This is a genomic window from Janthinobacterium sp. AD80, from assembly GCF_002878455.1.
Lineage (GTDB): Bacteria > Pseudomonadota > Gammaproteobacteria > Burkholderiales > Burkholderiaceae_D > Janthinobacterium.
On the sequence record NZ_NRDQ01000002.1, the window covers coordinates 68,948 to 85,815 of the forward strand.

The following is a 16,868-nucleotide window of genomic DNA, read 5'->3' on the forward strand; positions in this document are numbered from 1 at the left end:
TCCACCATTTTTACCCTCATGAAAAATCTATCTATCCTCACCCCGGAGAATCAAGCAATGTCCGCAGAATCGTTTGGTGGTTTCGCCACCCTGGTCAAACTGTACGGCTTCAAGGCGGCGCTGGGCATGGTCGGTGCGGCCATGCTGTACATCGTGCTGCCGCCCTTGAACAGCGATGGCACCTTCAACAAGGGCGAATTCGTCGCCCGCCTGGCCTGCGCTGGCGTGTTCTCGTGCCTGCTGGGCGGCACCGTGTACCAGCTGCTGTGCGCCCAGCTCCCGGCCATCGGGGCCATGGTCAACGCCTCCGCCATCGACCTGATCGTCGGCGCGCCCGGCTGGTGGGTATCGCGCGCCGTGGCCCTGTGGTTCCAGCGCCGCAGCGACAAGGACATCGCCGAGCTGGTCAAAGACGCAAAGGAACACTGATGGCCACCCCGGAAAATCCCCTGATCGCGCGCACCATCGACGCCATCCTGCGCGCCGAAGGCGGCTATGTGAACGATCCTCTTGATGCGGGCGGCGAAACGAACTTCGGCATCACCGTGGCGGTGGCGCGCGCCAACGGCTACACGGGGCCGATGCGCAACATGCCCGTGGAAGTGGCGCGCGCCATCTACACGGCCCGCTACATCACGGAACCCAAGTTCGACCAGGTGCTGGCCCTGCATGCCGGCATCGGCGCCGAGCTGATCGACACGGGCGTGAACATGGGACCGCACCGCGCGGCCGAGTTCCTGCAGCGCTGGCTGAACGGGTTTAACGACACGGGCGCGCGCTATCCGGCCCTGTTCGTCGACGGCCGCCTGGGCGCGCAGTCTCTGGGCGCCCTTGCATCCTTCCTGACATGGCGCGGCCAGGATGGCGCCGCCGTGCTGCTGCGCGCCCTGAACGGCCTGCAGGCGGCGCGCTATCTGGAAATCACCGAGGCCAACAAGAGCCAGCGCCGTTTTCTGTTCGGCTGGATCAAGGAACGGGTGGCCATGTGAACACGACCACCTGGCGCCCGCTGGCCGCCGTTCTCCTGTGCGGCGCCATCGCAGGCTGGACGACGCAGGGCTGGCGCAAGGATGCCGCCATCGCCGCACTGCAGCGGCAGGCGGCCATCAGCCAGAGCACCGCCGCCACCGCACTGGCCCGGACCACCGCCCGCGTGCTTACCTTGGAACGCGCCGCCGGCACCGCCCTGGCGCAACGCGCCGACCACCTCACCCAGGAACAAACCCATGCGAAAACTGAACGTGACTATTTTAACCATGACGTGCGCAGCGGCGCTATGCGCCTGTCAATCCCCGTTGCCGGCGGCCAGTGCGCCGCAAGCGCAGATACCGCCACTGCCGCAGGCGATCAGCACCAAGCGCGCGCCGAACTTGACCCGGCGACTGCGGCAGCTCTTGACGCCATTGCCGGCGATGGCGACGACGCCGCCCGCCAGCTCAACGCCTGCATCGACGCCTACAACCTAGTACGAGACACCTACCATGTACAAACCGAATAGCCTGCGCCAGCACCTGGCCGCCGCCATCCCCGACCTGCAGCGCGACCCCGACCGCCTGCTGGTCTTCGCCGACGAGGGCAACGTGGTGGCCACCGCCACCGCCTCCCTCTCCTTCGAATACCGCTTCAAGCTCAACCTGATCGTGACCGATTACTCGGGCGACGCCGACGCCATCATGGTGGCCCTGATCGCCTGGCTCAAAGTTCACCAGCTCGACCTGATGGCCAACGAGGAAACCCGCAAGCACGGCATCGCTTTCGAGGTCGATTTCAACAACCATGAAACGGTCGACATTTCCATCAAGCTGGACCTGACCGAGCGCGTGGCCGTCAAGACCGGCGAGGCGGGCCGCCTGGACATCAAACACCTGGCTGAGATACAGCACACACCCGCCTACGCCGACGAGTTCTGGAAACTGTACGCCGGCGAGACGCTGCTGGCCGAATGGCGCACGCCCGAGGCCACGCCATGAGCGACGACCTGCACGCGCTGGAAGCCTGGGCCGGCGCGCTGCTGGCAAAGCTGCAGCCGGCCCAGCGCCGCGCCATCAATCACAAGGTGGCCATCGACCTGCGCCGCAGTCAGGCGCAGCGCATCAAGGCGCAGCAGGGGCCGGATGGCACGGCTTACCCTGCGCGCAAGCGGCGCAAGGAATTCAAGGGAAAGAATGGGCGCATCAAGCGGCAGAAGGTGGCCATGTTTGCGAAGATTCGCACCGCAAAACACCTGAAAGTAAAGGCGACCGGCGACCAGATCGAGGTTGGGTTCTTTGGGTGGGTGGCGCGTGTGGCGCATGTGCATCAGTTTGGCCAGCAAGACCGCGTTACCAAAAAAGGGCCCGTCTACAAGTACCCGGAACGGCCCCTCCTTGGCTTGAGTGAACCGGACCGAACTTTGATACTCGAGTCCCTGCTGAACCATATAGCCACCAACAAGTGACACCGAAACACTTCAAAAAAATGACACTAATTATTAGATAGGTTAATATTCACACAGCAACATAAATACAAAAATAATTACATTAAAAATGATGAAAAATAAGAATCAAAAAAAACATCACCAATATTCCGCAATAATTCATATAGAACACTATCGGCGGAGCACCTCAACAAATATATAAAATAAATACTTATTCATTACGCACATTCTTAGCACATTCCAACATCAACAAGGAAAAAAATGACAGTCCACATAGCCTTACCGGGGCAACCAGCAGAAATAGGGGCGTGTATTTTTTGCGGAAGTGTCGAAAAAATGACGGGGGAACACCTTTTTGCGCATTGGATAAGCAAAGCTATTGATGAGGGAAATCGTAGCGGATTCAAAACAACTTTAAAATTTAATGGCAAGATAGAAATTAAAGAATTTAACACGACAAAGTTTACAAACGAACGAGATATAGGACATGCAAACACAAAATTGAATGTTTTATGCGAAAACTGCAATAGTGTTTGGGGTGGTAAAATTCAAGAGCAGGCCAGCATGGTATTAAAGCCTTTTCTCGCGTCTGATACTTGGGGAATGTCAGATTCGCAACGTGAAAAAATAGCAATATGGATAGCATCATTTATTATAGTGAGACAATATCTCCATCCAGAACTTTTATGTTTTGATGAACAAGAGCGACACGAATTTCGTAGAACGACAATCCCTCCCAGGGGTTTGTCAGTATGGGTGGCGAGATACGACGGGAAAAATAGTTACGAGTCTAAATTAAGAACATTTCGTTTTGCATCCTCATTTTCTACAGATCAAGAAAAACCAAATATTTGCATCACGACAATGGTATTTGGCTCATTAATATTTTTCACATATTACTGTGCAGATAGATTTTCGGGGCGACAATACACGATATCCGACATTAACGCGATTCATTTACATAACCAACTTGCAGAATCTAGCGAGAGCAGGAAAATCACTCCAAATCCAACCTTTGAATGGCCACACAACAGCCAAGACTCCTACTATTTTAATGAACTATCTTCTTGGCCACTACATAATCTCCTAGATGAATTGGGTATGAATCAAGTCTGGCCAACATTCGAATTTTTCAGCAATTCTGCAAGTCCACCATTAAACTATCAGGACTATTTAGAGCTAAATGATTTAGCCTCCCAAGCTTTTGAGACTAATACTGGATCACTTGAAAATGCAAGAGCGATAATCCGAAAAAACCAAATGTAACCATTGGTAAAATTTCAAAAATTTAACACAGCATAGAAAAATTCATGAAGTGTTATTTTATTGATGTTTCGCACTCTGAATAGAATGCAGACATAAATATACACAACTTGAGAAAATGATAGTCAGTAAGCCGCATATCAACCCGCCCCCGCGTGCATCCGCACGCGGACTTCGGCAACATGCATTGCATGAACGCCGACCTGTCCGACCTCCTCCGCTTGCTGCAAAATCTGATCCGCCTGGGCACCATCGCCGAGGTCAAAGGGGCCAGGGCGCGTGTACGGCTCGGGCCGACACTCACCACCGAATGGCTGAAATGGGCTACACGGCGCGCCGGCAGCACGCGCACTTGGTCAACGCCCACAGTCGGCGAACAGGTCATTGTCTTTTCCCCGGGCGGCGACCTGACACGCGGCATCATCCTGCCGGCGCTGTACTCGCAGGCGTTTGACGCGCCCGAAGATAGCGACAGCATCCACACCACGCACTACCCCGATGGCGCCGTGGTGCAATACGACCACGCGGCCCACGCCCTGACGGCAGTGCTCCCCGGCGGCACCGCCACCATCACGGCCGACAAGGTGACGTCGAACGCGCCCAGCACCATCTGCACGGGCGACCTGACCGTCATGAAAAACTTGATCGTCAAGCAGTCCACTACCGTGGAGGGCGCTACCACTTTAAATGGCGGCGTGAACGCCAAGGCCGGCGCCGCTGGCGGCGTGGCCATGGCCGTGCAAGGGACAATCCAAGCCAGCGAGGACGTGCTGGCCGGCGCCATCAGCCTGGCCAAGCACCCGCACGGCGGCGTCAAGGCCGGCGGCGACCAGTCGGGCGGGCCGCAAGCATGATGGGCATGCACGCCGTCACCGGGCGCAGCTTGACGGGCCTGGGGCACCTGCGCCAGTCCGTGGCCGACATTCTCACCACGCCCATGGGTTCACGCATCCGGCGCCGCCGCTATGGCTCCGAAGTGCCCGAGCTGATCGACCAGCCCTTAAACAGCGCCACGCAGTTGCGCATCTACGCCGCTACCGCCTTTGCCCTGCGCCGCTGGGAGCCGCGTTTGCAGCTTGCCAGCGTGCAGCTCACGCGCGACACGGACGGCGCCATCGCGCTGCTGCTCGATGGTACGGCGAATGGCCAGGGCATCACCCTGTCCGTGCCCGTCAAGCAAGGCGGCGTCGTATGAGCACGCCCATCGACCTGACCCAGTTACCGGCACCCAGCGTGGTCGAGGTGCTGGACTTCGAAGCCATCCTGGCCACCCGCAAAGCCCACCTGGTCAGCCTGCTGCCGGAAGCCGAGCGCGAAGCCGTCACGGCCCTGTTGGCCCTGGAATCGGAACCAGCCACCAAGCTGCTGGAAGAAAACGCGTATCAGGAAACCATCCTGCGCAACCGCGTCAACGAGGCGGGCAAGGCCGTCATGCTGGCGTTCGCCCTCGACGGCGACCTGGACCAGTTGGGCGCCAACGTTACCGTGGCGCGCCTGGTCATCACGCCCGCCAATCCCAACGCCATGCCGCCCGTGGCCGCTGTCATGGAAGACAACGACGCCTATCGCCTGCGCATCCAGGAAGCGCCGGACGGCCTGTCCGTGGCCGGCCCGAAAGCGTCGTATGAATTCCATGCACGGAGTAGCGATGGCCAGGTCAAGGACGCGAGCGCCACCAGCCCGGCGCCGGCGCACGTCATCGTCACGGTGCTGGCCAACAACGCCACCGGCATTGCCGATGCCGCGCTCTTGGGCACCGTGGCGCGTGCGCTCAACGCCGAGGAAGTGCGCCCCCTTGGCGACCGCCTGACGGTGCAGGCCGCCCAGGTCATCGACTACCAGATCGAGGCCACCCTGTTTATTGGCGTCGGCCCGGAAGTGCCGATCTTGCTGGACGCCGCGCGCGCCAACGCCGCGCGCGTGTCGCAGCCGCGCCGCCCGCTGGGCCACAGCATTTACCGTTCCGCCTGCAGCGCTGCCGTCCACGTCGAGGGCGTGCGCAAGGTCGTCTTGACCAGTCCGGCGGCGGACATCGAGCTGGACGCCACCCAGGCCGCGCGCTGCACCGCCATCAACTTGAATGTGGTGGTGCTCGATGAATAGCATCGTGCCGACCCTGCCGCCAAACACCTCGGCGCTGGAGCGCGCCATTGCCGTGGCCTGCGCCGAGCTGGTCAACGTGCCCGTGCCGCTGCGCGACCTGTGGAACGCCGACCGCTGCCCCGTCAATCTGCTGCCGTTTCTGGCCTGGGCCTGTTCCGTCGACCGCTGGGACGACGCCTGGCCCGAATCGATCAAGCGCGGCACCATCAAGGCGTCCTATTTCATCCACAAGCACAAGGGCACGATTGCCGCCGTGCGCCGCGTGGTCGAGTCCCTGGGCTATCTGATCCGCATCACCGAATGGTGGCAGACCACGCCGCCGGGCGTGCCGGGCACTTTCCGCCTTGATGTAGGCGTGCTCGACACGGGCATCACGGACGCCATGTTCCAGGAAATGGAACGCCTGATTGCCGACGCCAAGCCCGTCAGCCGGCATTTGACTGGCCTGGCGCTGTATCTGGAAACCCGTGACCAGGTGCAGATCGGCCTGGCCGCATATCACGGCGATGCGATGACGGTCTATCCGTGGATCGCCGAAGAAATCGAAGTGCGCGGCACGCTGTTACAAAGCGGCGCATCCCATACCATTGACACGATGACCATCTATCCATGAGCACATATTTTGCCATTCTGACGCAGGTAGGCGAAGCCAAGCTAGCGAACGCCATCGCCCTGGGCCAAACCCTGAAACTGAAAAAAATGGGCGTGGGCGACGGTAACGGCGCCCTTCCAACTCCCGACCGCACGCAAAAGGCGCTGGTGCGCGAGACGCGCCGGGCCGACCTGAACCAACTGGCCATCGATCCGGCCAACGCCAGCCAGATCATCGTCGAGCAAGTCTTGCCCGAGAACGTGGGCGGCTGGTGGATACGCGAAATCGGCATCTACGACGAGGCGGGCGACCTGTGCGCGGTGGCCAACTGCCCGCCCAGCTACAAGCCTGTGATGGCCGAGGGCAGCGCGCGCACGCAAGTGGTGCGCGTGGTGCTGATCGTCGCCAGCACGGCCGCCATCGAGCTGAAAATCGATCCGGCCATCATCCTGGCCACGCGCAAGTATGTCGATGACCAGGACATCGTTGTCCGCGCCTACAGCGACACGCTGATGGCCCAGCACCTGGCCGACCTGGACCCGCACCCGCAATACAGCCTAAAGGAGGTGAAGACGCTGGCCAAGTTTGACGCGTCGAAAAAACTGGTCAATGCCGATTTTGTGCAGCAGGCGCAAGGAAACATGGTGCGCTATACCGAGGTCACTGAAAGCCGCACGCTCACCGCCGAGGATATTGGCTGCGCCCTGTACTTTCCTTCTGCGGGCAAGGCCATCACTATCCCCGACCCTGTATTGCTTGGCATTCCCAATAATTCCGGCAAGTGCGTCAAGTTCCTCGGTCTTCTCCATAACGGCACCATTCTTGCCGCGCCAGGCGTGAACATTGGATTTGATGTCGGCAGCGTGCCGAGCATCACCATCAAGCCTGGGCAATTCCTGACCCTCATGGCGACCGGGCCAAAAGCTTGGCAAGTCATCGAATCGACCGCCGAGCTGGGGCGCAATGCCGACTTTGCGGCAATGCTGTCGTCGAGCGGCTACCAGCAACTACCCGGCGGCATGATTTTGCAGCTGGGCGGCGGAGCGCAGACACCGGCATCCGGCTATGTCGACGTGATCTTTCCGATTCCGTTTCCGACCATGTGCTTTCACGTCTACCCGGCATATGAAGGACAAGACGGAAGCGGGTCCGGCGCACCCATCAACATCAACGTCGGCATGAAGACCAGAACGGGTTGCCGCCTGTACACCTACAGCGGGAATGCGCTTTCCGGCGCCATCACCCCATCCTATTTTGCGATTGGAAACTAATCATGCCCGTCAGATATTCACCGAGCACAGGTTTTTTTTACCCCGTTAACATCGAGTACCAGGACATCCCGTCCGATGTGTTTGAGGTATCCGAGGCGGACCACCTGGCTGCCCATACCGTCCGCGCGTCGGGCGGATCGTTCAAGTTTGTGAAAGGCACGCTGCGCACCACGCCGCCGCCAGCCATTCCCTATAGCCAAGTGTGTGCCCTCTATCTCGATACCGTTCGCGCGCGCCGTGACGCCATCCTCAACCGGCTGGCCGGCATCGGCTTTGCCGCCATGGCCAATGGCGACGCGGACACGGTGCGCGCCATCACGGCGGCGCGCGCCTGTCTGCTCGACATCACCATCTGCCCGACGGTCGCCGCCGCGCAGGATATGGCAACGCTGCAGGCGGCCGTCAGCGCCGAATTCGTGCGCATCGCCGCCACCCTGTCCGACGAGGCGCGGCGCGCCTTCGATGATGCCGGCAGCATCCAATAACACCCCCGACATTCACCACTCACCAGGAGAGCCACATGGCCACCGACTACCACCATGGCGTGCGCGTCATTGAAATCAACGAGGGTTCGCGCCCCATCCGCACCGTATCCACCGCCGTGCTGGGCCTGATCGCCACGGCCGACGACGCCGACCCGGCAGCCTTCCCGCTCGACACGCCCGTGCTCGTCACCAATGTGCTGGCCGTCATGGGCAAGGCCGGCAAGACGGGCACCCTGTACCGCAGCCTGCAGGCCATCGCCGCGCAGACCAAGCCCCTGACCATCGTGGTGCGCGTGGCCGAAGGCGAGACGGAAGCGGAAACCACCACCAATGTGGTGGGCGGCGTGTCGCCGGATGGCAAGTACCTGGGCGCCAAGGCGCTGCTGGCAGCGCAAAGTAAGCTGGGCGTGAAGCCGCGCATCCTGGGCGCGCCGGGGCTGGACACCCAGGCCGTCACCAATGCCCTGGCCAGCGTGGCGCAGCGGCTGCGCGCCTTCGTGTATGCGTCGGCCTACGGCTGCGCCACCGTCACGGCGGCCACCACCTATCGCGGCCAGTTCGGCCAGCGCGAGGTCATGATCATCTGGCCCGATTTTGTCGACTGGAACACCGCCATCGACGAGGAAGCCAGTATTTCCGCCGTGGCTTACGCCATGGGCCTGCGCGCCAAGATCGACGAGGAAACGGGCTGGCACAAGACCCTGTCCAACGTGGTCGTCAACGGTCCCACCGGCATCAGCAAGGACGTGTTTTTCGACCTGCAAGACCCGGCCACCGACGCCGGCGTGCTCAACGCCAAGGAAGTGACCACCCTGATCAACATGGGCGGTTACCGCTTCTGGGGTTCGCGCACCTGCGAGGCGCCGGGCGGCTTCTTCTATTTCGAAAGCTACACGCGCACGGCCCAGGTACTGGCCGACACCATCGCCGAGGCGCACTTCGCCTATGTCGATGTGCCCTTGCATCCGTCCCTGGTGCGCGATCTGCTGGAAAGCATCAATGCCAAGTTCCGCGACTTGAAATTGCAGAGCTACATCATCGATGGCCAGGCTTGGTACGACGAACAGTACAACGACAAAACAGGGCTGAAAGACGGCAAGCTGGCCATCGATTACGACTACACGCCCGTGCCGCCGCTGGAAAACCTGCGCTTCCAGCAACGCATCACCGACCGCTACCTGGCCGACTTCGCCTCGCGCATCACTGGCTAAACGATTTGCTACCGCCCGCCTCGCGCGGGCGCCCCTGACTACTGGAGAAAACTATGGGTATGCCCCACAAGCTTAAACAATTCAACGTATTTCAAAACGGCGTGCTGTTCATGGGTATGGTGCCCGAAATCACCTTGCCCAAGCTGAGCCGCAAGATGGAAGAGTACCGCGCCGGCGGCATGAGCGGCCCGGTGTCCGTCGACTTCGGCAATGAGGCGCTGTCGCTGGAATGGAGCGCTGGCGGCCTGATTGCCGAAGCCTTGAAGCAATACGGCGCGCATGCGCACGGTGCCGTGATGCTGCGCTTTGCCGGCGCTTACCAGAACGACGAAGACGGCAACGTCGCTGCCGTCGAGGTTGTCGTGCGGGGCCGCTACAAGGAAATCGACATGGGCGGCGCCAAGATGGGCGACGACACCACGCACAAATACACCATGGCCTGCAGCTACTACAAGCTGATGATCGACGGCGCCACGGTCATCGAACTGGACTTCATGAGCGGCATCGAGAACATCGGCGGCGTCGACACGAATGCCGCCATCCGCAAGGCCAGCGGTCTGTAATCCCTTTTTTATTCACTACCCACACACAAGGACAACACCATGAACACCGAAAACAACAATCAAGCCGTCATCGAGCTGGACGAGCCAATCAAACGCGGCGACGGCTTCATCACGTCGCTGACCGTGCGCAAGCCCAAGGCGGGCGCCCTGCGCGGCATTTCCCTGATCGAGCTGGCCAACCTGAACGTGTCGGCCCTGCAGATCGTGTTGCCGCGCATCACCGAGCCGACCTTGACGGCGCACGACATCGCCAACATGGACCCGGCCGACCTGCTGGCCGTGGGCGCCGAGGTTGCCGGTTTTTTGGCGAGCAAAGCCGATCGCCTTTCGGTATCCCCGGCGAAGTAGAAGACGCCATGGCCGACATTGCCGGCGTCTTTCACTGGACGCCGGCAGCGATGGACGGTTTTACGATAGATGAACTGATGGCCTGGCGCGAACGCGCCCGGCAGCGAAGCGGAGCGGAATAGATGGCTGGTCGGGATTTGAAGTTACAGGTAGTGTTTGCAGCGCTGGACAAAATCACCGGCCCGCTGAAAAAAATCATGGGCGGTTCCAGCGACACGGCCAAGGCGCTGAAGGCGACCAGCGACCGCTTGCGCGAGCTGAACACCCAGCAGAGAAACCTGGGGAAATTCCGCGAACTGCATAGCGGTATCAATGCGACGCGCACCAAGCTCAAGGAAGCGCAAGACAAACTGAATGATCTTGCTGCGAAAATGAAGCAGACCACGACGCCCACGCGTGCCCTGACGCGCGAATTTAACGCGGCAGTCAAAGTCACGCAGGCCTTGACGCTAAAAGGCCGGGAACAAAGCCAGCAATTCCGCGTCCTGCGCACCAGCCTCAAGGACGCAGGCATCGATACGCGCCAACTGGGCAAGGCGCAGGAGTGGTTAAAAAACAGTATCCAGCTGACGAACGTTGAGCTGGCTTCGCAACAAAAACGCCTGGCCGCCTCCGCCGCCAAGCAACAGCGCGTCACCAACGCCACCCAGCACGCCGACAAGCTGCGCAGCAAGGCGGGCAATCTGGCCATGGCCGGCACCGGCGCGACCGCCACGGGCGCCGTCATCGGCGCGCCTGTCGTCAAGGGACTGAACGAGGCCAAGCACTATCAAACGGAAGTGGGCCGCGTCAACGCCCTGGGCCTGGGCGATAAAGTATCGGCCGAGGCCGTCGCCTTCGCACGCAACATGAAAACCTACGGTACCAGCCAGCTAGACAATCTGCAACTCATGCGCGATGGCATGAGCGCCTTTGCCGATGTGCATCACGCGGAAATGGTCGCCCCTACCCTGGCCAAGATGAAGTTTGCCAATCACGCCTTCTTTGGCGAGGCCGAGGGCGCCGACAACGAACGCAAGTTCATGGACATGCTCAAGGTCATCGAGCTGCGCGGGGGCCTGGAGAGCAAGGAAAAGTTTGAAGCCCAGGCCAACATCGTGCAGCAGGTCATCACCGCCACGGGCGGGCGCGTCGGCCCGAACGAATGGCTGAACATGATCAAGACGGGCGGCATCGCGGCCAAGGGGCTGAAAGACGATGCGTTTTACTACCAGATGGAACCGCTGGTGCAGGAAATGAGCGGCAACCGCGTCGGCACGTCACTCATGAGCGCCTACCAGAACTTGTACCAGGGCCGCACGACGAAGCGCTCGGCGCGGAAGCTGGAAGAGTTCGGCCTGATCGGCGACAAGAGCAAGGTCAAGCACGACAAGGCGGGGCAAGTCTCGTTCCTCGACCCTGGCGCGCTGCTGGGCGCCGAGCTGTTCCGTGAGAACCAGTTCGAATGGCTGGAAAAGGTGCTGTTGCCACAACTGGCCAAGAAGGGCATCACGGAAAAGAAGCAGGTGCTCGATGCCATCGGCAGCATTTTTTCCAATCGCACGGCGTCGAACCTGTATTCGCAGATGTACTTGCAGCGCGCGCAGATCCACAAAAACGAAAAGCTCAACCGGGGCGCCGCGAATATCGGCCAGCTCGACAAGTTGGGCCGAGACACAGCCGCAGGCAAGGAACTGGAAGCGCAGTCAAAATTAGCCAACCTCAAGCTCACCATGGGCGAGAAAATCCTGCCGCTGTACGCACAGGGGCTGGAGATGGCGATTACCGCCGTGCAGCGCCTGAATGGCTTCATGGAACGCAACCCGACCGTGGCCAAGATCATGATTACGGCCTTTGCCGTGCTGGCCGGCCTGCTGCTGGTGCTGGGGCCGCTGATGCTGGGCATTGCCGCCATGATCGGCCCGTATGCCATGCTGCACGTCATGTTCGCCAAGATGGGCGTGACGGGCGGCGTGCTTACGCCCATCCTGCGCGGCCTGGGCGGCGCCTTCCTGTGGGCAGGCCGCGCCGTGCTGTGGCTGGGCCGCGCCCTGATGCTCAACCCGATTGGTCTGGCCGTGACGGCCATCGCCGGCGCCGCCTACCTGATCTATAAATACTGGGAACCGATCAAGGCGTTTTTCAGCGGCATCTGGTCGCACGTCAAGACTGCCTTTACCGGCGGCATCGGCGGCGTCAGCACGCTGATCGCCAACTGGTCGCCGCTGGGCCTGTTCTATCGTGCCTTCGCCGGCGTGCTGGGCTGGTTCGGCATTGCCTTGCCCGCCAGGTTCAGCGACTTCGGCAGCGGCCTGCTGCACAGCATGGCCAGCGGCATCACCAGCACCTTGAACGTCATCTATCAATGCTGGGAGCCGGTCAAGACCTTCTTTACCGGCGTGTGGGCACAGATCAGGGCCACGTGTGCCGGCGGCCTGAACGGCGTCAGCGCCCTGATTATCAACTGGTCGCCCGTCGGAGTGTTCTACCAGGCATTCGCCGGCGTCATGAGCTGGTTCGGCATCAAACTGCCGGCGCAGTTCACCGAGTTTGGCGCCAACATCCTGCGCGGCCTGGTCAACGGCATCACCGGTTCCATGGGGGCCGTCAAGGATGCCATCAGCAATGCCGGTTCCAGCACCATTGCCTGGTTCAAGGAAAAGCTGGGCATCCACAGCCCAAGTCGCGTGTTTGCCCAGCTCGGCGACTACACCATGCAGGGCCTGGCCGTGGGCTTAGACCGCAGCGAGGGCGCGCCGATTGCCACGGTATCCGGACTGGCGCAGCGCCTGACGCAATTGGGCGCCGGCATCGCCATCGGCACGGCCACCGCCCTGCCCGCCAGCGCCTTCGACACGCGCGCGCCGCTGGCCCAGGGCGGCATTGGCGCCGGCATGACGATTCAGGGCGACAAGATCGAAATCACTATCCAGGCGCAAACCGGCACCGATCCGCAGGCCATCGCCCGCGCTGTGTACGCCGCCATGGAACAGCGCGACCAGGAAAAGGCGGCACGCATCCGCTCGTCCTTGCGCGACCACGATTAAGAAGGAATAACCACCGTGATGATGATTTTAGGAATGTTCGTGTTCAGCCTGCCGACGCTAGCCTATCACGAGCTGCAGCGGCAAACGGAATGGAAGCACGCTAGCACGGCCCGCGTGGGCCTGCGCGACGCGCACCAGTACGTGGGGCCGGGCGACGACACGATTACCCTGTCGGGCTGGGTGGCGCCGGAACTGACCGGCTCCCTGTATTCGCTCGACGCCCTGCGCATGATGGCCGACACCGGTAAATCGTGGATTCTGATCCAGGGCACGGGCCGCATTCTCGGCTCGTACCGCATCACCAGCATGACCGAGGGGCGCACCATCCTGGACGGCAGCGGCGGCGCGCGGCGTGTCGAGTTCTCGATTGCGCTCAAGCGCGACGACGACGGCGTGCTGGCCATGCTTGGCCTGGGCGACATCGGCGACCTGAAAAACATGCTCAGTATCGACGGCATGACCAGCAGCATTGCCGGCGCGGCCAAGAATGCCGTGGGAAGCGTGGTCGGCAATGTCGTCGGCGGCATCACCTCGAAATACGGCGGCGTGGTCAGCGAGATGAAAGACAAGATCGGCGGCAGCATCAGCGGCGCCATCGGCAGCGCGGCGGACAAGTTCAAATGAGCGAGCATATCCCCGCCTTCAAGGTCAGCATCGAGGACAAGGATTTGACGGCCATCGTCTCACCGCGGCTAATCAATCTAACCTTGACCCTGTGCCGTGGCGACGAGAGCGACCAGCTCGACATTTCCCTGGACGACAGCGACGGCAAGCTGGCCCTGCCGCCGCGCGGCGCGCAGATCGCCCTGGCGCTGGGCTGGCAAGCCACCGGCCTGGTAGACATGGGCAAGTTCACCGTGGACGAGGTGGAGCACAGCGGCGCGCCCGACACCATCACCCTGCGCGCCAGGTCGGCTAACCTGATCGACACCTTCAAACAGCAGCAGGAACACAGCTTCCACAAGACCACCCTGGGCGCCATCATCGAGGCCATCGCCTTTCGCAACGAGCTGGCGTCGGGCGTGTCGGCGCGCCTACGCGACACCGCCATCGAGCACATCGACCAGACCCACGAGAGCGATGCGGCCTTCCTGCGCCGGCTGGGCAGGAAATATGACGCGGTGGCCACCGTTAAGAACGACACATTGCTTTTCATCCCCATCAACCAGAGCCGCACCGCCAGCGGCAAGGCGCTGCCCGTGATTCCCATCACACGCGCGCTGGGCGACGGCCACCGCTACCACAGCGCCGAAAGCGACGCCTACACGGGCGTACGCGCCTTCTGGCACGACGAGCGCTACGCGCGCCGCCGCAGCGTCGTGGCCGGCGTGCCCGGCAACAGCAAGCGCCTGCGCACCACCTTTGCCAACGAAACCGACGCGCGCGCAGCGGCCGTGGCCGAATGGCAACGCATCCTGCGTGGCCTGGCCACCTTCGAAATGAGCATGGCCCTGGGCAACCCGGCCGTGTTCCCGCAATCGCCCGTCACCGTGCAGGGCTTCAAGCCCGAGATCGACGCCACCGAATGGCTATCGGTCAAGGTCACGCACAGTCTGGGTGGCAGCGGCTTTACCACACGCGTGGAGTTTGAAACGAAAACGGAAGCGGTGGAGGCGGAGCGCGAGGACGAGAAAGACCCGGATGAAGGCATCACGGGCGTGGTGGCCAAGTGGCAGGACGTGGCGGCGAAGAAGAAAAAGACGGGGCAGGAGCAGGCCGGGGCCACGGGCACGCTCAAGACATTGGAGCATCTTTACAAGAGCAAGCAGGCCGCCAAGCGGGCGGCACTGCATGCGTGGAAGCGTATCGAGGAGGTGCGCGACATCATCAGGGAGAACAGCGAGGAACCTCGGAAGCCTACGCAAGCTGCAGCCGGCGGAAATGCGGTATAAATATGCCGCATTTATCCGCACTCAACGACTGCTTTCGCCCCAAAGCAGACGCTTAGAAACGTTCAATCTGACGCACTTTCTCCTGACAAATCAAACGCTCTGCTATACGGTCGGCCAAGTCGGGTTTGATTCTTATCATCCATTTTTGAAACGACGACGCTCTAACCTTAAGCACATAGATTGCCCATGCGCACATTGGTGCAGGCACGACCAACTCAAAGAAGTATCGCCCTTGGTCGTCTTCCACCAAGGTATAAACGAAATTCTGTCTGCGTATTTCCTTCATTCACCCCTCTTATTTGGCGTTTCGGCGAAGAGTCTTTATTCGTTGGGCGACAAAGTAGCGGTCCCTACCCTGTGGAAAGTGTCCGCTCTTGGCCGGTTGCTGACTTCATGTGCGACTGCTTCCGACCCAAAGCGGTCATAGAACTACCGAAGTAGACGGATCAAGTGAATTCACAGCGTCTTGGATATCGTTGATTAACAAGGCGAGATCGGGCTTGTCGCCGTACATGTCGAGTTCGCGAGTGGCAATCAATCCCATGGACAGCGGCCCTAGCGATGGGTCGGTAGGACATCCAGATGCAAATCCCTCGCACCAGCCTAGTTGTCGTAGGATAGATTGCCCAGGCGGCCAGCCTTTCGCTGCCAGAGGCTGAATCTGCTGAATAGCTGATTGAATCTTCCGCAAGAGCATTATTTTATTTTCCATTTTTTCTTGCTCGCGCGAGTGACCGCTTGTGGCCGTCAGGGGAATTTTGACTCATAGCTCTCGGGTTCCTTGCCGCTATACTCTTTGAAGCGACTCAAAATCTCATCACGGGGTAGAGGTATGCCTTGCGCTAGATTCTCTATATACGGAATCAGCCATATCGACTTCGTAATTTCAAAGTGTTCGCGCCACTTTTGCTCCAAGGCCTCAGTCGCGGCTACCATGCAACCGGCCGAGCCAAACCCCACTCCTTCGCTAAACGCAATAGGATGTCGAACCGCCTCGAAACAAATATCAACGTCAAAAGGCCACGGATAATTTTCCGCATGGTCTAGCGGCTTGGCGCCGTGACCGAGATTAAAATACACTGGCATAACTTATCAAAACGATCAATGTGATAAGGCCATCATACTCCCTCTTTTAGCAAAGATGACGTCGTGGCAATGTCTGCTTCTGGCCGTTCGCGGCCCAAACTTAACCCGGAAAGATTTGTTCTTTAAACACCGTGAACTTGGTCTCTCCAGCTACCGACGCTATGGACCAAGGCTTCTCAGTGTTCACGCGCACCAGGCTTCGTCCCAGTTCATTAACCCATTCCTCTTCAATGACGCAGCTGATGTGCCCGGGGCGGGGGTAATGGCTCCCGGACATTCGTTCCCCAGTTCTTATGACGGGTGCTTTTTCGACGAATTCATGTCGCAGGCCGTCAGCATCGGTAAGCACGCATCCTACCCATACCGGAAAGTGGTCGTCAACAACGCGCTCTATCTGCACTACCAAACTAATCATTGGCCGTATCCACGTCTATAAACCCTATTTTGTTCAGTGTCCGCTTGTGGCCGGTTGCTGCCGTCACAAGGCTATTGTAAATGGTGATCGAAACCCAGTGCACGTGTCAATTTTGGAAGTTTAGCCCACAGAATAGCGAGAACCACTAACCCAGTTGGAAGGCCAACATACAGTAGAGCACCTTCCTCAGAAACCTT

19 protein-coding genes are annotated in these 16,868 nt (G+C 60.2%); all 19 read left to right on the top strand.

What is annotated here, in order from left to right; all coding sequences use genetic code 11:
• Positions 1-57: 57 nt before the first annotated feature.
• The 19 genes from JaAD80_RS00570 (at position 58) to JaAD80_RS00655 (ending at position 15,170) form a co-directional block, all read left to right on the top strand.
• Positions 58-429 carry a hypothetical protein gene (locus JaAD80_RS00570; protein WP_035820867.1) on the top strand — a complete coding sequence of 124 codons (372 nt, stop codon included), beginning with the start codon at positions 58-60 and terminating at the stop codon, positions 427-429.
• Positions 429-989, top strand: a complete 561-nt coding sequence (locus tag JaAD80_RS00575; RefSeq protein WP_102292430.1) for a glycoside hydrolase family 108 protein — start codon at positions 429-431, stop codon at positions 987-989. The genes JaAD80_RS00570 and JaAD80_RS00575 overlap by 1 nt, the downstream gene beginning before the upstream one ends.
• Positions 986-1,498: a lysis system i-spanin subunit Rz gene (locus tag JaAD80_RS00580; protein WP_102292431.1), complete on the top strand. Its 513-nt coding sequence runs from the start codon at positions 986-988 to the stop codon at positions 1,496-1,498. Before JaAD80_RS00575 ends, JaAD80_RS00580 begins: the two co-directional genes overlap by 4 nt.
• On the top strand, positions 1,482-1,970 hold the full coding sequence (locus tag JaAD80_RS00585; RefSeq protein ID WP_102292432.1) for a phage tail protein: 489 nt from the start codon (positions 1,482-1,484) through the stop codon (positions 1,968-1,970). The genes JaAD80_RS00580 and JaAD80_RS00585 overlap by 17 nt, the downstream gene beginning before the upstream one ends.
• Positions 1,967-2,437, top strand: coding sequence for a phage virion morphogenesis protein (locus JaAD80_RS00590; RefSeq protein WP_102292433.1), 471 nt, complete (start codon positions 1,967-1,969; stop codon positions 2,435-2,437). The genes JaAD80_RS00585 and JaAD80_RS00590 overlap by 4 nt, the downstream gene beginning before the upstream one ends.
• A gap of 240 nt (positions 2,438-2,677) precedes the next feature.
• Positions 2,678-3,682, top strand: coding sequence for a hypothetical protein (locus JaAD80_RS30035; protein WP_146012213.1), 1,005 nt, complete (start codon positions 2,678-2,680; stop codon positions 3,680-3,682).
• Positions 3,683-3,834: 152 nt separating this feature from the next.
• Entirely contained in the window at positions 3,835-4,533 is a 699-nt protein-coding gene (locus tag JaAD80_RS00595; RefSeq protein ID WP_258002752.1) for a phage baseplate assembly protein V, read from the top strand.
• Complete coding sequence (locus JaAD80_RS00600) at positions 4,530-4,874, top strand: GPW/gp25 family protein (protein ID WP_102292434.1); 345 nt, start codon at positions 4,530-4,532, stop codon at positions 4,872-4,874. The genes JaAD80_RS00595 and JaAD80_RS00600 overlap by 4 nt, the downstream gene beginning before the upstream one ends.
• A complete protein-coding gene (locus JaAD80_RS00605) occupies positions 4,871-5,782 on the top strand; it encodes a baseplate J/gp47 family protein (RefSeq protein WP_102292435.1) in 912 nt (303 codons plus the stop codon). Before JaAD80_RS00600 ends, JaAD80_RS00605 begins: the two co-directional genes overlap by 4 nt.
• Entirely contained in the window at positions 5,775-6,395 is a 621-nt protein-coding gene (locus JaAD80_RS00610) for a phage tail protein I (protein ID WP_180979242.1), read from the top strand. Before JaAD80_RS00605 ends, JaAD80_RS00610 begins: the two co-directional genes overlap by 8 nt.
• On the top strand, positions 6,392-7,645 hold the full coding sequence (locus JaAD80_RS00615) for a phage tail protein (protein WP_102292436.1): 1,254 nt from the start codon (positions 6,392-6,394) through the stop codon (positions 7,643-7,645). The genes JaAD80_RS00610 and JaAD80_RS00615 overlap by 4 nt, the downstream gene beginning before the upstream one ends.
• Before the next feature lie 2 nt (positions 7,646-7,647).
• The gene (locus tag JaAD80_RS00620; RefSeq protein ID WP_102292437.1) at positions 7,648-8,130 is read left to right on the top strand and encodes a hypothetical protein; all 483 of its coding nucleotides are present in this window, start codon (positions 7,648-7,650) and stop codon (positions 8,128-8,130) included.
• A 35-nt stretch (positions 8,131-8,165) separates the two neighbouring features.
• On the top strand, positions 8,166-9,341 hold the full coding sequence (locus JaAD80_RS00625) for a phage tail sheath protein (RefSeq protein ID WP_102292438.1): 1,176 nt from the start codon (positions 8,166-8,168) through the stop codon (positions 9,339-9,341).
• A 53-nt stretch (positions 9,342-9,394) separates the two neighbouring features.
• Positions 9,395-9,904, top strand: a complete 510-nt coding sequence (locus tag JaAD80_RS00630; RefSeq protein ID WP_070289540.1) for a phage major tail tube protein — start codon at positions 9,395-9,397, stop codon at positions 9,902-9,904.
• A 39-nt stretch (positions 9,905-9,943) separates the two neighbouring features.
• Positions 9,944-10,252: a phage tail assembly protein gene (locus JaAD80_RS00635; protein WP_102292439.1), complete on the top strand. Its 309-nt coding sequence runs from the start codon at positions 9,944-9,946 to the stop codon at positions 10,250-10,252.
• A gap of 8 nt (positions 10,253-10,260) precedes the next feature.
• Positions 10,261-10,374, top strand: coding sequence for a GpE family phage tail protein (locus tag JaAD80_RS00640; protein ID WP_071650284.1), 114 nt, complete (start codon positions 10,261-10,263; stop codon positions 10,372-10,374).
• Entirely contained in the window at positions 10,375-13,278 is a 2,904-nt protein-coding gene (locus JaAD80_RS00645; protein ID WP_374755212.1) for a phage tail protein, read from the top strand. It begins immediately after the preceding gene.
• Between the two features lie 18 nt (positions 13,279-13,296).
• Complete coding sequence (locus JaAD80_RS00650) at positions 13,297-13,902, top strand: phage tail protein (protein ID WP_258002756.1); 606 nt, start codon at positions 13,297-13,299, stop codon at positions 13,900-13,902.
• A complete protein-coding gene (locus JaAD80_RS00655) occupies positions 13,899-15,170 on the top strand; it encodes a phage late control D family protein (RefSeq protein WP_102292442.1) in 1,272 nt (423 codons plus the stop codon). The genes JaAD80_RS00650 and JaAD80_RS00655 overlap by 4 nt, the downstream gene beginning before the upstream one ends.
• Positions 15,171-16,868: the final 1,698 nt, after the last annotated feature.

What these genes read in the sequence shown, in the direction of transcription:
- JaAD80_RS00655 (WP_102292442.1), top strand. Translation starts at nt 13,899, where the DNA reads ATGAGCGAGCATATCCCCGCCTTCAAGGTCAGCATCGAGGACAAGGAT.
- JaAD80_RS00585 (WP_102292432.1), top strand. Translation starts at nt 1,482, where the DNA reads ATGTACAAACCGAATAGCCTGCGCCAGCACCTGGCCGCCGCCATCCCC.
- JaAD80_RS00610 (WP_180979242.1), top strand. Translation starts at nt 5,775, where the DNA reads ATGAATAGCATCGTGCCGACCCTGCCGCCAAACACCTCGGCGCTGGAG.
- JaAD80_RS00590 (WP_102292433.1), top strand. Translation starts at nt 1,967, where the DNA reads ATGAGCGACGACCTGCACGCGCTGGAAGCCTGGGCCGGCGCGCTGCTG.
- JaAD80_RS00620 (WP_102292437.1), top strand. Translation starts at nt 7,648, where the DNA reads ATGCCCGTCAGATATTCACCGAGCACAGGTTTTTTTTACCCCGTTAAC.
- JaAD80_RS00625 (WP_102292438.1), top strand. Translation starts at nt 8,166, where the DNA reads ATGGCCACCGACTACCACCATGGCGTGCGCGTCATTGAAATCAACGAG.
- JaAD80_RS00600 (WP_102292434.1), top strand. Translation starts at nt 4,530, where the DNA reads ATGATGGGCATGCACGCCGTCACCGGGCGCAGCTTGACGGGCCTGGGG.
- JaAD80_RS00570 (WP_035820867.1), top strand. Translation starts at nt 58, where the DNA reads ATGTCCGCAGAATCGTTTGGTGGTTTCGCCACCCTGGTCAAACTGTAC.
- JaAD80_RS00645 (WP_374755212.1), top strand. Translation starts at nt 10,375, where the DNA reads ATGGCTGGTCGGGATTTGAAGTTACAGGTAGTGTTTGCAGCGCTGGAC.
- JaAD80_RS00650 (WP_258002756.1), top strand. Translation starts at nt 13,297, where the DNA reads ATGATGATTTTAGGAATGTTCGTGTTCAGCCTGCCGACGCTAGCCTAT.
- JaAD80_RS00605 (WP_102292435.1), top strand. Translation starts at nt 4,871, where the DNA reads ATGAGCACGCCCATCGACCTGACCCAGTTACCGGCACCCAGCGTGGTC.
- JaAD80_RS00615 (WP_102292436.1), top strand. Translation starts at nt 6,392, where the DNA reads ATGAGCACATATTTTGCCATTCTGACGCAGGTAGGCGAAGCCAAGCTA.
- JaAD80_RS30035 (WP_146012213.1), top strand. Translation starts at nt 2,678, where the DNA reads ATGACAGTCCACATAGCCTTACCGGGGCAACCAGCAGAAATAGGGGCG.
- JaAD80_RS00575 (WP_102292430.1), top strand. Translation starts at nt 429, where the DNA reads ATGGCCACCCCGGAAAATCCCCTGATCGCGCGCACCATCGACGCCATC.
- JaAD80_RS00635 (WP_102292439.1), top strand. Translation starts at nt 9,944, where the DNA reads ATGAACACCGAAAACAACAATCAAGCCGTCATCGAGCTGGACGAGCCA.
- JaAD80_RS00640 (WP_071650284.1), top strand. Translation starts at nt 10,261, where the DNA reads ATGGCCGACATTGCCGGCGTCTTTCACTGGACGCCGGCAGCGATGGAC.
- JaAD80_RS00630 (WP_070289540.1), top strand. Translation starts at nt 9,395, where the DNA reads ATGGGTATGCCCCACAAGCTTAAACAATTCAACGTATTTCAAAACGGC.